Source organism: Nocardia sp. NRRL WC-3656 (assembly GCF_000720265.1).
GTDB lineage: Bacteria > Actinomycetota > Actinomycetes > Mycobacteriales > Mycobacteriaceae > Nocardia > Nocardia nova.
Window position 1 is genome coordinate 39,369 of record NZ_JOJF01000023.1, and the last position, 12,608, is coordinate 51,976.

A 12,608-nucleotide genomic window follows, 5' to 3' on the forward strand; every position below is an offset into this window, starting at 1 on the left:
GGCGGCGCCGGGTGACGAACGACAGAACGAAGGTGATCGAGGATGACAGCGGTAGGGCTGGTGACCGGCGCGGGACGCGGGATGGGCCTGGAATGTGCCCGCGCGCTGGCGCAACGGGTGGATGTGCTGGTACTGGCCGATCGGGACGAGGCGGGTGCGGCCGCGGCCGCGCAGCAGCTGACGTCCGGGCATACCCGGGCCGAGGCGTTCGTGGTCGACGTCGCCGATCGCGAGCGGGTCTCGGAACTGGCGGAATATGTCGGCGGCCGAGGGCAATTGCGTGCCGTCGCGCATGCGGCGGGGATCTCGCCCACGATGGCGGACTGGCGCCGCATCTTCACCGTGGACCTGATCGGCACCGTCCACCTGCTGGACGCGTTGCGGCCCCTGGTCGGTCCGGGCGCGGCGACGGTGGTGTTCGCCTCGATGGCGCCGCTGCTGGATCCGAACCCACCGGATCCCGCCGCCCTCGCCGTGCTCGACGATCCGCTGCACGAGCATTTCCTCGACCGGATCCGCGAGGCCGTGGGCCCGGCGGTGGAGCATCCGGGCATCGCCTACGGGTGGGCCAAACGCGGTGTGCAGCGGCTGGTCTGGCGGGAGGCGGTGCGGCTGGGTCCCGCCGGAGGGCGGATCTGCTCGGTCTCGCCCGGCATCATCGACACCCCGCAGGGCCGCCAGGAAGCAGCCGAACACGCCACCATGCGACAGTTGGTCGAGCGCACGCCGTTGCGCCGCGAAGGGCGTCCCGAAGAGGTGGCGGCCGTGGTGGCCTTCGCGCTCTCCGACGCGGCGAGCTTCCTCAACGGCACCGACCTGGTCGTCGACGGCGGCGTGACGGCGGCGCTGCGGGCCGGGCCGGACGCGCGGCGGTGAGCGACGACGTCGCGGCCCGGATCGCCCAGCGGGCACTGGCCGAACGCGGCGCCGCCTACACCGCCGAGGTGCGGCGGCTGCTGGATGCCGGGCTGGCGGTGATGCGGCGCTGCGGCACCGAGTCGCGGCCGCGGGTCGCCGATATCGTCGCCGTCGCCGGCTTGTCCAACGATGCCTTCTACCGTCATTTCGCCTCCAAGGACGCGCTCGTCGCCGCCCTCCTCGAAGACGGAACCGCCCGGCTGGTGGACTATCTGGACCATCGGATGGGCAAGCGGCCCACCCCCGAGGAGGCGGTGCGCGAATGGGTGGACGGCGTGCTGTCCCAGGGGGTCGGAGAGGTCGCCGCGACCACCCGGGCGGTGATGTGGAATGCCGGCGGTCTGGCGCAGGGGCTGGTGACCGGACCGCCGGAGGCCAGTTCCCGGCTCGCCGAGTTGTTGCGGGCGCCGTTCGCCGCAGTGGGTTGCGAGCACCCGGATATCGATGCCGCGCTCGCTGCGCACGCGGTGGTGGGCCGCCTCGCCGAACTGCTGTGGCGGCGAGTCGAACCGACCGCGGGGGACGTGGAACGCGTCACCGACTTCTGTCTGCGCGCGGCGCGCCCGGCCCACTGAGGGCGCGAGCGCGGTGAGCGGCCGTTGTGGTGGGAGCCGCACGGCCACGACCGGATGGGGCGTTCAGACCCTGGTCTCGGCCATATCCACTTGGCGGGCGGCGTTGGCCAGCGCGGTGACGACGCAGGTGCCGATCCGTCCGGTCCGGTCGTAGAGGGTGGCGGTGCCGACCGCGATGCCGTCGGCCGACATATGGTCCTGCGCATGCAATCCCAGCTCTCGCCCCTCCGGCAGCCGGGTCAGGGTGAGAGTGACGTCGCTGTTGATGTAGCCGACGCCCTCGGTGCCCCAGTTGCAGACCAGATTGGTGGTATCGGCCAGGAACGCCGCGCGCTGGAACGGCGTGATCGCCTCACTCTCGACCAGCGGCGGCAGATTTTGCCAGACCGATTTGCGCTCCCCGTTCTGCGCGGCGGCGAAGTCGCCGGACCAGTCGCCGTCGCCGCATTTGAACAGCGGTGGCTGGCCGGTCGGCGCGTCCAGGCGACGGTCGGGCACCGGCAGGGACTGTTCGGCCTGCCAGATCCGGCCCGGAGGTTGCTGTGCGACAGCCAGATACATCACCGACGCTCGCACCCGCACCTCGTCCTGCTGGGTGATCCACGCGTCGGCGACGCGCACCCGGGCGCCCGAGCGCACCACCGCACTGTGCACCGTGATCGGTTCGTTCCGCACCGGGCGGAACAGATCGGCGGTGAGCCGCGCGGGAACGAAACCGGCGCCCGGGCAGTGGGTTTCCAATTCCCGCGCCAGCAGCCCGCAGATCGCGGGTCCGGCCACGTGATCGGGCGACCATTTGCTCACCGCGAAGTCGCCCGCGACGAATCCCCGTTCGTCGCGGCTGAAGAATGCCATCATCGCCTCGGCCCTTCCGTTCCCGGCCCACTCGAATTAGAACACGTTATAGGACCGAATCCGGAGGCTGCTCACCGGTTCCAGTGAAGCTCCCGGCGGGTCGAATGTCAGCAACTGTCGTCACCTAGGATCGGATCATGAGTCGATGGGAACCCGATGCGCGCGGCCGCCTCGCCCGAGCGGCCCTCGAGCTGTACGCCGAGCGCGGGTTCGACGAAACGACGGTGGCCGAGATCGCGGAGCGGGCGGGCCTCACCGAACGCACCTTCTTCCGGCATTTCGCCGATAAGCGGGAGGTGCTCTTCGGCGGTCAGGACCTGCTGAGCAGCGCGATCGCGGAAGCGGTGACCACCGCGCCCGCGGATGCGGACCCGATGGCGACGGCGGTCGCCGCGATCCAGGCGGCCGGTGCGCAGATCCCCGATCTGCCGGCGTGGCAACTGCGGCGGCGGGCGGTGATCGCGGCCAACCCCGCGCTGCAGGAGCGGGAACTCAGGAAAATGGCCGTCCTGGGCGGCGAACTGGCCGACGCCCTGCGGACCGCGGGCGTCGCGGAGGCCGTCGCGACCCTCTGTGCCCGGGTCGCGGTGACCGTCTTCGGGATCGCCTTCGATCGGTGGGTCGACGATTCCTCCACGCGCGAATTGTCACACGTTATAGCTGAGGTATACGCCGAGCTCAGGACCGCCGTGAGCGCCGAACGGGCCCTCCGGAACGGCGAGCGGGCCGGTGACCCGGGGTGACGGACGGCACACGATGTGCATAAGGTGACGAGGAACGACACGTCCAGCCCGACCGATGGAGAACGACGTTGAAGACCAGACTGGGCTGCCCCTGCGGTGAACAGATCGTCGGCAAAGACGAAGACGACCTCGTCGAGAAGACGCAGAAGCATCTGGCCGAGAACCACCCCGGCCACGACTACTCGCGCGACGAAATCCTCTTCCTCGCCTACTGATTCTCCGCATCGGCGGCCAGATAGCGCATCGGCGCATAGTTCGCCCAGCCGGTCTCCGGCCAGTTGAACCAGCCCGCCGAGGCGCCGGTACCGCCGTCGGGATGCAGGGTCGTTCCCGTCAGATAGGCCGACAACGCCGAGGCGAGGAACACCACGCAGCCCGAGACGTCGCCGACCTCCCCGGGCCGGCCCAGCGGTATGGCGACCCGCACGCCGAGCGGGTCGGTCATCGCCGCATCCCCGTGCGGCATCCGGCGCAGATTCGGGGTCGGCACGTAATCCGGCGCCACATTGTTGACGCGGATGCCGTCGGGTGCGAGTTCGACCGCGAGCGTGCGGGCGAACTGTTCGACCGCGGCCTTCGCCGCCGAATACACGGCGAAACCCGGTGCGGCCCGGTGTGCCTCGATCGTGGTGATGTTGACGATGCTGCCGCCGCGACCGCCCGCCCGGATCCGCGGTACGGCCAGCGCGCAGGCGTGCAGCACGTGGGTGAGATTGCTGCGCAGCAGCGCCTCCCAGCCCTTGGGGCGGGTGTCGGTGAACGGAGCGCGGAAGGTGCCGCCGACGACGTTGACCAGGATGTCGAGCCGGCCCCACCGCGCCTCGGCCGCGTCGAACACCGCGGCCAACCGGTCGGGATCGCGAACGTCGCCGTGGACGACGACGGCATCGCATCCCTGCGCGTCCAGTGCCGCACGCATCCGTTCCACGGCGTCGGCATCGATGTCGATGATCGCCGGGCGCACCCCGTTGGCGGCCAGATCGGTGGCGATCGCGTGACCGAGACCGCCTGCGCCGCCGGTGATCACGGCGACCGTGCCGGCCAGTCCCGCGCGCTGTTCGAACCAGCCCGTGGTCATCGCAGGTAGGTGGCGCCGAAGGCGTCGAGGAAGTCGGTGGTCGCCGCGTGGTCGGCGGTGCGGCTGGACACCACGAGCCAGGTGACGCCCGCCTTCTCCAGTTCGGCGAAGGCCTCGAGGTGGCGATCGGCCGCTGCCGGGTCGAGCAGATCCGGGTCGTGGTAGGAGTACAGCACGTCGAGATCGCCACTGCGCCCGGCGGATTCGGCGCGCGCCCGCACCTCGGCGATCTGCGCGGCGAGCTGGGCGTGTGATTCGAGCGCAGGGGTGCGGGCGGTGGCGCTGAGCGTGGCGCCTCCGGACATCGGCATCCAGCCCTGGGCGCGGGTCGCGGCGCGCCGGCGGCTGGCGGCGGAGTTGCCACCGATCCAGATCGGAATGGGATCCTGCACCGGCCGCGGCCGGGCGATCACCTCCCGGGCATCGAAATGCCGGCCGCGATAGCTGAACGGCTCGCCGCGCCAATGCAGCGGCAGCACCTCGAGCGCCTCGTCCAACAGGACGTTGCGTTCCTCGAAATCGACTCCCAGCGCGTGGAATTCGCTCTTCTGATAGCCCGCACCCACGCCCAGGATAAGCCGGCCGCCGGAGAGTTTGTCGACCGTCGCGGCGGCCTTCGCCAGCAGGAACGGATTGCGGTAGGGCGCGACCGCGAGATAGGTGAGCAGCCGCAGCCGTTCGGTCGCGGCCGCCACATAACCGAGCGCGACCAGTGAATCCAGGGTCTGGTGCCCGCCGTTGTCCAGCCAGCGTGCTCCGGGGATCGGGTGCTCGCTGAGTGACAGGCCGTGAAATCCGCACCGCTCGGCCGTGATAGCGACCTCGCGCAGTGGGCCGCCGTCGAGGACGTCGCCGTCGGGGCCGCCGGTCTCCGGATAGTGGAAGATGAAACGCAGGCTCACACTCCGAGAGTATCATTCTCGCTACTGTGTAATTAGATTCTCTGCACCGCGTGGACGGGAGGACTGCCGATGGGCGCCGCGCCGATGACTCCGGGCCGGTATGCCGAACGCTGTCCCGATCGGCCCGCGATCGTGATGGGCGAGAGCGGGGAGACGGTGACCTACGCGCAACTGGAACAGCGGTCGCGCGCCGGTGCGCAGGCCCTGCGCCGCCGCGGTCTCGCGGTCGGCGGCCATCTCGCGATCCTGGCCGAGAACACACGGTCGTTCCTCGAAATCGCCTGGACCGCACAGCGGTGCGGTCTGTACTACACCGCGATCAACCGGCATCTACGCGCGGGCGAGGTGCAGTACATCCTCGACGACTGCGGTGCGACCGCGCTGGTCACCACGGCGGCGCAGGCCGAGGTGGTCGCCGGGCTGGATCTGCGCCGGATCACGGTGAAGATCTGTGCCGCAGGCGATCTCGACGGTTTCGAACGGTACGACGACCTGCTCGCCGCCGAATCCGGCGACCGGCTGCCGGACGAATGTGAGGGCCGGGAGATGCTGTACTCCGGCGGCACCACCGGGCGTCCGAAAGGGGTGCGCAAACCGCTGCCGGCCACCGCACTCGGGGATCCGCAGGCACCGCCGGTGCAGATCGCGCGCGGTCTGCTCGCCGCGGGGGCGCGCGAGGACGCGGTCTACCTGTCACCGGCTCCGCTGTATCACGCCGCGCCGCTGGTCTTCGCCATGTCGTGGCAGCGCCTCGGCGCGACCGTAATCGTGATGGAACGGTTCGATCCGCGCCGCTGCCTGGAACTGATCGAGCGTTACCGGGTCACGCACACCCAGATGGTGCCGACGATGTTCGTGCGCATGTTGCGGCTGCCCGACGCCGAGCGCCGCCGGTACGACGTGTCGAGCCTGGTCGATGTGGTGCATTCCGCGGCGCCGTGCCCGGTGCCGGTCAAGCGGCAGATGATCGACTGGCTGGGACCGATCGTCAACGAGTACTACTCGGGCACCGAGGATATCGGCAACACCTACATCGGCGCGCGGGACTGGCTGACCCATCCGGGTTCGGTCGGCCGCCCGGCGCAGCCCTGTCATATCGTGGGTGCGGACGGGCGGGAGGTGCCGGTGGATCATACAGGGGTCGTGTACTTCGAGGGCGGGCGGCCCTTCGCCTACCACAACGATCCCGAGCACACGGCCGCCGCGGCCGGACCGCACGGATGGCGCACCCTCGGCGATATCGGCCGCCTCGACGAGGACGGTTTCCTGTATCTGACCGACCGGCTGTCGCACATGATCGTGTCCGGCGGTGTGAACATCTACCCGCAGGAGGCCGAGAATGTGCTCGCCGCCCATCCCGCGGTCCTCGACGTCGCGGTGATCGGCGTACCCGACCCCGAGATGGGGGAGGCGGTGAAAGCCGTGGTGCAGCCGGTGGATTCGGCGTCCGCGAGCCCCGCACTGGCCGCCGAACTGATGGCCCTGTGTCGTGCCGAACTCGCCGGGTACAAATGCCCGCGCACCGTGGACTTCGCCGCCGAGCTGCCCCGCGACCCGAACGGCAAACTGTACAAACGACTACTGCGGCAACACTATTGGGACGGCCATGAGAGCCGGATCATTTGAGCTGCTCGCGCCCTCGCTCGATCACCCGCGCCCCGTATTCGGCCATGCGGGCGGTGCCGGGCGACCAGGTTTCGGCCATGACGCCCTCCAGCAGCTGCGCGCGGCTCCCGTCGTCGTCGGCCAGGGCGCGGTAGTGCCGCAGTAGTCGGGTGACGGCCTCGCGGTCAGCGGCCAGCATCTCGGCGGCGAGGGAGTGCGTGAACGGCAGCAATTGCGCATGGGGCACAACATGATTGACGAGCCCATAGGCGAGTGCGTCGGCGGCGGTGAGGAAATTGCCCGTCAGCGACAGTTCGACGGCCCTGCGCCGGCCGACCGTCCGGGTGAGTCCGACCGTGACCCCGCCGCCGGGCATCATGCCCATCCGGGCGTGGGTGTCGGCGAACCGGGCTCGCTCGGAGGCGATGAGGAAGGTGCACTGCAGGGCCAATTCCAGCCCGCCCGCGACGCATGCGCCGTTGATCGCGCCGATGACCGGTTTGTCGATCACCGGCAGGAATCGGAACAGGCCGTCGGCTCCGCGGCCCGGGCCCGAGCCCGGGGAGCGAGCGGGCCGGCCGGGCGTGTGCGCGGAGGCGGCGCCGATATCGATACCCGCGCAGAAAGCCGGATCGGCTCCGGTGACCACGACGGCGCCCACATCGGGATCCGCGCCCGCCTCGGCGACCGCATCCCACACCGCGTCCATCAGCGCGCGGTCGAGCGCATTGCGGACCGCCGGACGGTGCAGTGTCACGGTCGTGATGCCGCCCGCGTGCTCGACGACGACCAAGGGCTCGGCCATGCGCCTCTCCATTCGAATCGGAACGTCCATCTTTATCCATGAGAATAATGTTCTCATCGTGAAATGGGAGGTGCCCCGTGCGAATCGACACCACGATCGGCGCGCTGGACGACGCCGCGGCGCGAGTTCGCGCACTCGAAGGGCTCGGCTTCGACGGGATCTGGGCGGGTGAGATGAACGGCGACCCGTTCCTGTCCCTCGCCGTCGCGGCGCAGTGCAGCGACCGTATCGGCCTGGGCACCTCCGTCGCCGTGGCGCTCGCCCGTTCGCCGATGACCGTGGCCTACGCCGCCGACGATTTGCAGCGCTTCTCCGGCGGGCGGCTGCGCCTGGGCCTCGGCTCGCAGGTGCGCGCGCATATCGAACGGCGCTTCGCGATGCCGGCCGATCGCCCGGCCGCGCGGATGCGCGAATACGTCCTGGCATTACGGGCCATCTGGGCGCATTGGCACGAGGGCGCGCCGCTGACATTCGAGGGCGAGTTCACTCGGCACACCCTGATGCCGCGCGACTTCGTCCCGCCCGCACACGAATTCGGCGCACCGCCGATTCTGCTCGCGGGCGTCGGGCCGGCCATGACCCGCGTCGCGGCCGAGGTCGCCGACGGTTTCATCTGTCACGGCTTCACCACCGCCCGCTGGATCCGCGAACGCACCCTGCCGGCGCTCGGCGCTGCCGTGATGCGCGACGACTTCGAGCTCGTCGCAACGCCTTTCGTCGTCACGGGCACCGGTGAGCAGATCGATCGCGGTGTCGCGACGCTGCGGCGCCGGCTGGCCTTCTACGCCTCCACACCCGCCTATCGTCCGCTGTTCGACCTGCACGGCTGGGGCGGCGTGAATGCCGAACTGACCGCGTTGTCGAAAGCCGGGCGCTGGGATCGGATGGCGGAGTCGATCACCGACGACATGGTCGAGGCCTTCGCCGTCGTGGCCGCGGTGCAGGACCTGCCGGAGCGGCTGGCGGCCCGCTTCGGTGGCCTGCTCACCCGGCTCTCGTTCGCACCGCCCCGCGATATGCCGGCCGACGAGGTGGCCGATCTGGTCCGCCGGATCCGGCAGGCCTGCGACACATGACAGATCAGTCCGGGCGCGGCCACGGCCGGCCGTCGAGGCGCTCGATATCGGTGTTGAGCCGGCGCAGATAGGTCGCGAAGTCGGCGACATCGGCGGCGAGCCAGGTGTGCAGCACGCGGTCGAGGCTCGCGACCGTCGCGGCCACGGTCTGCTCCAGCCGGCGGGCACCCGCCTCGGTGACCCGGAACTTGCGGGCCAAGCCGCCGTCCGGATCGGCGATGCGGTCCACCAGCCCGGCGCGCACCAATGCCGCCGTCTGCCGGTTGAGCGTGGACGTGTCGAGACCGAAGGCGGCGCTGAGCTGACCGATCGACATCGGCCCCTGCATCGTCAGCCGGCTCAGCAGGACATAGGCGCTGCGCTCGAGACCGCACCGATCGCGCCGGCTCATCTGATAGCGGCTGAGCAGCATGGTCTCGAATTCGACCGCCGCGATGGGTCGTTCCACAGCGCCCTCCTCTCGTGCGCGACCGAGACGGGTATCACAGCTCGCGTGGGTAACCGGCTCCCAAATATGCATGATACATTGCGTGTGCATAATACATATTGAAGACAGGGGGATGTGGACATGACCAAGCCGGACGCCGACCGGTCGAGCGCGATCGTCGGGGTGCTGGCATTCGCCGGAATCATCGCCTCGGTCATGCAGACCCTCGTGATTCCGCTGATCGCGCAGTTCCCGCAGTTACTGCATACGACACCGTCGAATGCCTCATGGATCGTGACCTCGACGCTGCTGGCCGCGGCGCTGGCCTCGGCCATCCCGGTGCGGCGCCCGAACGCGCCCGCCACGGCCGCCGAGGTCGCCGAACCGGTCACGGCACGGGCCTGAGGCGCTGGTCGGCCGGGTCAACCGGCCGACCAGCCGCCGTCCACCGGCACCACCGCGCCGTTGATGAACGAGGCGGCGTCGGAGGCGAGGAACACGGCGACCTCGGCCATCTGTTCGGGTTCGGCGATACCGCGCATCAGCGACATCACCGGCTGCAGCCGGGTCACCCCGTCGAGATCCCATTCCGGGGTGGGCCCGGCGATACCGGTCATCGTCGGGCCGGGCAGGATCGCATTGCAGCGGATGCCGTCCCCGGCATGGATCCAGGCCACGTTGCGGGTCAGCCCCACCACTCCGTGTTTGGCGGCGGTGTAGGCGATTCCCGCTGCGCCGCCGCGGATTCCGGCCTCGGAGGCTGTGTTGACGATCGAACCGATGCCCTGGTCGAGCATATGGGGTAGCACCGCGCGGGTCATGAGGAAGGTGCCGGTGAGATTGACCGCGACGGTGCGTTCCCAGGTGGTCACGGGGGTGTCGGCCGGCAGGGCCATCTTGTCCATGATTCCGGCGTTGTTGCACAGCACGTCGATGCGGCCGAAGGTGTCCATCGCGGTGCGGGTCGCGCGGGCGACGTCGATTTCGTCGGAGATGTCGACGACTACCGGAATCGCGGCCGCGCCGATCTCCGCGGCGGTACCCTGGGCGCCGTCGGAACTGATATCGGCGGCCACGACCATGGCGCCGCATTTGGCGAATGCGACGGCCATGGCCCGCCCGATTCCGGAGCCGGCCCCCGTGACGATGGCCACCCGATTGTGAAAGTTGCTGGTGCTCAACGGTGTTCCCTCCTCGGTGCGCTGCGGGGCCGCCGGCACGTGTCGACGTCGCCGATGCAACCGGACATCACTGTCCGGTTGGTAGTGTAGGCCGGTGACCGAGCAGCGTCGAGTGAATCGTGGACCCGGCGCGGCTGCCGCCAATCGAGCGGCACTGATCGCCGCCGCCCGCGAGGTGTTCGCCGAATCGGGTTTCGAGGCGCCGCTGAATCTGATCGCGCGCCGCGCGGGCGTGGGGCAGGGCAGTCTGTACCGGCACTTCGCCGACCGGGAATCGCTCGCGCTGGCGGTCTTCGAGGACAATGTGGTGGGACTGGAAGCCTATGCGGCACAGGCGGATACCGGACTGGATCAGCTTCTGGAGCGGATCGTGGACCAGGTGGTCACCTCGATCGCGTTCGTCGAATTGATCGATCCGTCGCTGACCGACGGGCGGCTGGCGCGGATGAGCAGCCGGGTGGCGGCACTACTGGGGGACCATCTCGACAACGCCCGGGCGTGCGGCCGGGTTCGCCCCGATCTGACGTGTCAAGACCTCATGCTCGCGTTGGCGATGCTGGCCGCACTGCTGGCGCGGGCGGGGGCGGAGGAACGCCGGGTGCTGGCCGCCCGCGGGTGGTCGCTGATCGAACAGGGGTTACGAGCCTGATGGGCATTAGCCGGGCCGGGCCTCCGGCGCAGAGGGGGAGCGGTGCTGTGGGGAGCGTGCCGCGTCACCGGGCACGCCTGCGGAACGGCACCGCGTGACGGGTGAGGAAGCCGGCCGTGCCTCGGTCAGGGGGTGCTGATTCGTGCGGCGGCGCTGTCGTCTCGACCGAACGGCGCCGCGGAGATGGCGGCGTCGAGTACGCCGAGGCTGCCGCCGAGTTCGGCGGTGAGGGCTCGGACCACAGCGACGTCCTTGCGCAGGAATTCGCCCACCGCGTCGCCGAATTCGGTGACGGACTTCTTCGCGGCGATGCTGGTCACGACACGTCCGGAGGAACTGGCATGCGGCAGCGCCGACAGCAGAGCCGCCTCCGTGACGCCCAACTGGCCCGCCAGTCGCACCGCCGCGGCGACCAGTCCCGCCTGCGCCGCGAACAGCGCGTTGTTGACAAGCTTCACCCGCTGGCCCGCGCCGAGCGCGCCGACGTGCAGGATCGGATCGGCATAGGCGGACAGCACCGGCCGCAGATCGGCGGCGGTCTCGTAGTCGGCGCCGAGGAAGACCGTCAGCGCACCCGCGGCGATATCGTGCGGTCCGCCGCTGACCGGTGCGTCGGCCACCCGCACGGTATACGACACCGCCTGTGCGGCAACGGCGTGCGCGGTGCGCGGATCGCCGGTCGTGTGCAAGGCCAGAATCGACCCGGGGGCCATGGCCGCGGACAGTTCGCCGTCGAGACAGACCGCGCGCACCTGATCGTCGGAGAACAGGCACATCAGCACCGCGTAAGCCCCGGCGGCGGCCTCGGCGGGGGTGTGCACCGCGCGGGCGCCCGCCTCGGTCACCGCGTCGCGAACCTCGCTGCGCCGCACCACGACCCGGACCTCGTGCCCGGCCGCGGCGAGGCGCCGCACCATCGGCAGGCCCATCCGCCCGGCTCCCACGAATCCGATCCGCATCCCGGTCACCGCCGCTGATTCATCAGCGCCAGGGTGGCGTCCGCGGCGGTGAGGACGACGCCGGGATCGGTCCCCGCCGCATCGGCCAGGCTCGCGACCAGGGAGACGTCCTTGCGCAGCAGCGCACCGGCGTACTGGGTGAGCCGGTCGAGGCTCACCCCGGCGTCGACGATGCGCCCGAGCGCGAAACTGTTCGCGGTGCCGTGCGCGATCACCTCGCCCAGCCGCGCCGGATCCACGCCCAGGCCCGCGCCCAGGGTGAAGGTGCTCATCGCGGTCGCGAGGTTCGCGGTGAACAGCAGATTGTTGAGCAGCTTGGTGACCTGTCCGGAGCCGACGTCGCCGAGATGCACCACCGGGTCGGCGTAGCTGTCGAATACGGGCCGGCAGCGCTGCACGACCTCGGCGTCACCACCGGCCATCACCAGCAGCCGCCCGGCCTCGGCCGCCGGCCCGCCGCCGCTGACCGGCGCGTCGATCAGCGAGATATTCTGCACAGCAGCGGTTTTCGCCAGTTCGCGGCAGGTGTCGGGATGCACCGTGCTGTGCACGGCCACCACACCGCCCGCGGACATCCCCGCGAGCACGCCGTGTTCGCCGGTGAGGACCTCGCGCACGTCGTCGTCGCCGACCACGCAGACGCAGACCAGATCGCTGCCCGCGCCCAGTGCCGCCGGCGTCTCGGCGGTCGCCGCGCCGGACTCCGCGAACGGCTCGAGGGTGGCGGCCCGGCGGGCCCACAGCGTGGTCGGATATCCGGCCGCGATGATGCGCCGCGCCATGGGGCCGCCCTGACTGCCCAATCCGATGAATCCGACTCGCATATCCGTACCTC

General features: G+C 70.3%; 16 protein-coding genes. 8 read left to right on the top strand and 8 right to left on the bottom strand.

The genetic code is table 11. The features are described 5' to 3' along the window. Positions 1-42 precede the first annotated feature (42 nt). Both IG65_RS0125670 and IG65_RS0125675 read left to right on the top strand, forming a co-directional pair. Positions 43-876 (top strand): SDR family oxidoreductase, encoded by an 834-nt coding sequence (locus tag IG65_RS0125670; RefSeq protein ID WP_030517519.1) that lies wholly within the window; start codon positions 43-45, stop codon positions 874-876. Then, positions 873-1,493, top strand: coding sequence for a TetR/AcrR family transcriptional regulator (locus tag IG65_RS0125675; RefSeq protein WP_030517520.1), 621 nt, complete (start codon positions 873-875; stop codon positions 1,491-1,493). The genes IG65_RS0125670 and IG65_RS0125675 overlap by 4 nt, the downstream gene beginning before the upstream one ends. A 63-nt stretch (positions 1,494-1,556) precedes the next feature. On the opposite strand, the gene IG65_RS0125680 is transcribed toward IG65_RS0125675, so the two are convergent. Further along, positions 1,557-2,351, bottom strand: a complete 795-nt coding sequence (locus IG65_RS0125680) for an acyl-CoA thioesterase domain-containing protein (RefSeq protein WP_030517521.1) — start codon at positions 2,349-2,351, stop codon at positions 1,557-1,559. 134 nt (positions 2,352-2,485) lie between these two features. Here IG65_RS0125680 and IG65_RS0125685 point away from each other — a divergent pair, with 134 nt between their 5' ends. Together IG65_RS0125685 and IG65_RS36520 are read left to right on the top strand one after the other, a co-directional pair. Beyond that, entirely contained in the window at positions 2,486-3,091 is a 606-nt protein-coding gene (locus IG65_RS0125685) for a TetR family transcriptional regulator (protein ID WP_051756859.1), read from the top strand. Positions 3,092-3,159: 68 nt separating this feature from the next. Beyond that, the gene (locus tag IG65_RS36520) at positions 3,160-3,306 is read left to right on the top strand and encodes a DUF1059 domain-containing protein (protein WP_063833771.1); all 147 of its coding nucleotides are present in this window, start codon (positions 3,160-3,162) and stop codon (positions 3,304-3,306) included. Here IG65_RS36520 and IG65_RS0125695 read toward each other — a convergent pair. Both IG65_RS0125695 and IG65_RS0125700 read right to left on the bottom strand, forming a co-directional pair. Then, positions 3,300-4,169 (bottom strand): SDR family NAD(P)-dependent oxidoreductase, encoded by an 870-nt coding sequence (locus IG65_RS0125695; RefSeq protein ID WP_030517523.1) that lies wholly within the window; start codon positions 4,167-4,169, stop codon positions 3,300-3,302. The two genes, IG65_RS36520 and IG65_RS0125695, sit on opposite strands and share 7 nt — an antisense overlap. Further along, positions 4,166-5,071, bottom strand: coding sequence for an LLM class F420-dependent oxidoreductase (locus tag IG65_RS0125700; RefSeq protein WP_197039916.1), 906 nt, complete (start codon positions 5,069-5,071; stop codon positions 4,166-4,168). The genes IG65_RS0125695 and IG65_RS0125700 overlap by 4 nt, the downstream gene beginning before the upstream one ends. A gap of 69 nt (positions 5,072-5,140) precedes the next feature. Between IG65_RS0125700 and IG65_RS0125705 the strand changes: the two genes are divergently transcribed. Continuing rightward, on the top strand, positions 5,141-6,697 hold the full coding sequence (locus tag IG65_RS0125705; RefSeq protein ID WP_030517525.1) for an acyl-CoA synthetase: 1,557 nt from the start codon (positions 5,141-5,143) through the stop codon (positions 6,695-6,697). Here IG65_RS0125705 and IG65_RS0125710 read toward each other — a convergent pair. Continuing rightward, positions 6,690-7,481 (bottom strand): enoyl-CoA hydratase, encoded by a 792-nt coding sequence (locus IG65_RS0125710; protein WP_030517526.1) that lies wholly within the window; start codon positions 7,479-7,481, stop codon positions 6,690-6,692. The genes IG65_RS0125705 and IG65_RS0125710 overlap by 8 nt on opposite strands. Before the next feature lie 77 nt (positions 7,482-7,558). Here IG65_RS0125710 and IG65_RS0125715 point away from each other — a divergent pair, with 77 nt between their 5' ends. Next, a complete protein-coding gene (locus IG65_RS0125715; RefSeq protein WP_030517527.1) occupies positions 7,559-8,557 on the top strand; it encodes a TIGR03617 family F420-dependent LLM class oxidoreductase in 999 nt (332 codons plus the stop codon). A 4-nt stretch (positions 8,558-8,561) separates the two neighbouring features. Here IG65_RS0125715 and IG65_RS0125720 read toward each other — a convergent pair whose 3' ends face one another. Continuing rightward, complete coding sequence (locus tag IG65_RS0125720; protein ID WP_030517528.1) at positions 8,562-9,005, bottom strand: MarR family winged helix-turn-helix transcriptional regulator; 444 nt, start codon at positions 9,003-9,005, stop codon at positions 8,562-8,564. A 120-nt stretch (positions 9,006-9,125) separates the two neighbouring features. Here IG65_RS0125720 and IG65_RS0125725 point away from each other — a divergent pair, with 120 nt between their 5' ends. Beyond that, entirely contained in the window at positions 9,126-9,389 is a 264-nt protein-coding gene (locus IG65_RS0125725) for a hypothetical protein (RefSeq protein WP_030517529.1), read from the top strand. A 17-nt stretch (positions 9,390-9,406) separates the two neighbouring features. Here the strand turns inward: IG65_RS0125725 and IG65_RS0125730 are convergent, their stop codons facing one another. Beyond that, complete coding sequence (locus IG65_RS0125730; protein WP_030517530.1) at positions 9,407-10,165, bottom strand: SDR family NAD(P)-dependent oxidoreductase; 759 nt, start codon at positions 10,163-10,165, stop codon at positions 9,407-9,409. Positions 10,166-10,259: 94 nt separating this feature from the next. Here IG65_RS0125730 and IG65_RS0125735 point away from each other — a divergent pair, with 94 nt between their 5' ends. Then, positions 10,260-10,814, top strand: a complete 555-nt coding sequence (locus IG65_RS0125735) for a TetR/AcrR family transcriptional regulator (protein ID WP_030517531.1) — start codon at positions 10,260-10,262, stop codon at positions 10,812-10,814. Between the two features lie 125 nt (positions 10,815-10,939). On the opposite strand, the gene IG65_RS0125740 is transcribed toward IG65_RS0125735, so the two are convergent. Beyond that, complete coding sequence (locus IG65_RS0125740) at positions 10,940-11,773, bottom strand: NAD(P)-dependent oxidoreductase (protein WP_051756862.1); 834 nt, start codon at positions 11,771-11,773, stop codon at positions 10,940-10,942. A 5-nt stretch (positions 11,774-11,778) separates the two neighbouring features. Beyond that, positions 11,779-12,597 (bottom strand): NAD(P)-dependent oxidoreductase, encoded by an 819-nt coding sequence (locus tag IG65_RS0125745; RefSeq protein ID WP_030517533.1) that lies wholly within the window; start codon positions 12,595-12,597, stop codon positions 11,779-11,781. Positions 12,598-12,608 lie beyond the last annotated feature (11 nt).

What these genes read in the sequence shown, in the direction of transcription:
- IG65_RS0125670 (WP_030517519.1), top strand. Translation starts at nt 43, where the DNA reads ATGACAGCGGTAGGGCTGGTGACCGGCGCGGGACGCGGGATGGGCCTG.
- IG65_RS0125680 (WP_030517521.1), bottom strand. Translation starts at nt 2,351, where the DNA reads ATGATGGCATTCTTCAGCCGCGACGAACGGGGATTCGTCGCGGGCGAC.
- IG65_RS0125685 (WP_051756859.1), top strand. Translation starts at nt 2,486, where the DNA reads ATGAGTCGATGGGAACCCGATGCGCGCGGCCGCCTCGCCCGAGCGGCC.
- IG65_RS0125695 (WP_030517523.1), bottom strand. Translation starts at nt 4,169, where the DNA reads ATGACCACGGGCTGGTTCGAACAGCGCGCGGGACTGGCCGGCACGGTC.
- IG65_RS0125705 (WP_030517525.1), top strand. Translation starts at nt 5,141, where the DNA reads ATGGGCGCCGCGCCGATGACTCCGGGCCGGTATGCCGAACGCTGTCCC.
- IG65_RS0125710 (WP_030517526.1), bottom strand. Translation starts at nt 7,481, where the DNA reads ATGGCCGAGCCCTTGGTCGTCGTCGAGCACGCGGGCGGCATCACGACC.
- IG65_RS0125725 (WP_030517529.1), top strand. Translation starts at nt 9,126, where the DNA reads ATGACCAAGCCGGACGCCGACCGGTCGAGCGCGATCGTCGGGGTGCTG.
- IG65_RS0125740 (WP_051756862.1), bottom strand. Translation starts at nt 11,773, where the DNA reads ATGCGGATCGGATTCGTGGGAGCCGGGCGGATGGGCCTGCCGATGGTG.
- IG65_RS0125745 (WP_030517533.1), bottom strand. Translation starts at nt 12,597, where the DNA reads ATGCGAGTCGGATTCATCGGATTGGGCAGTCAGGGCGGCCCCATGGCG.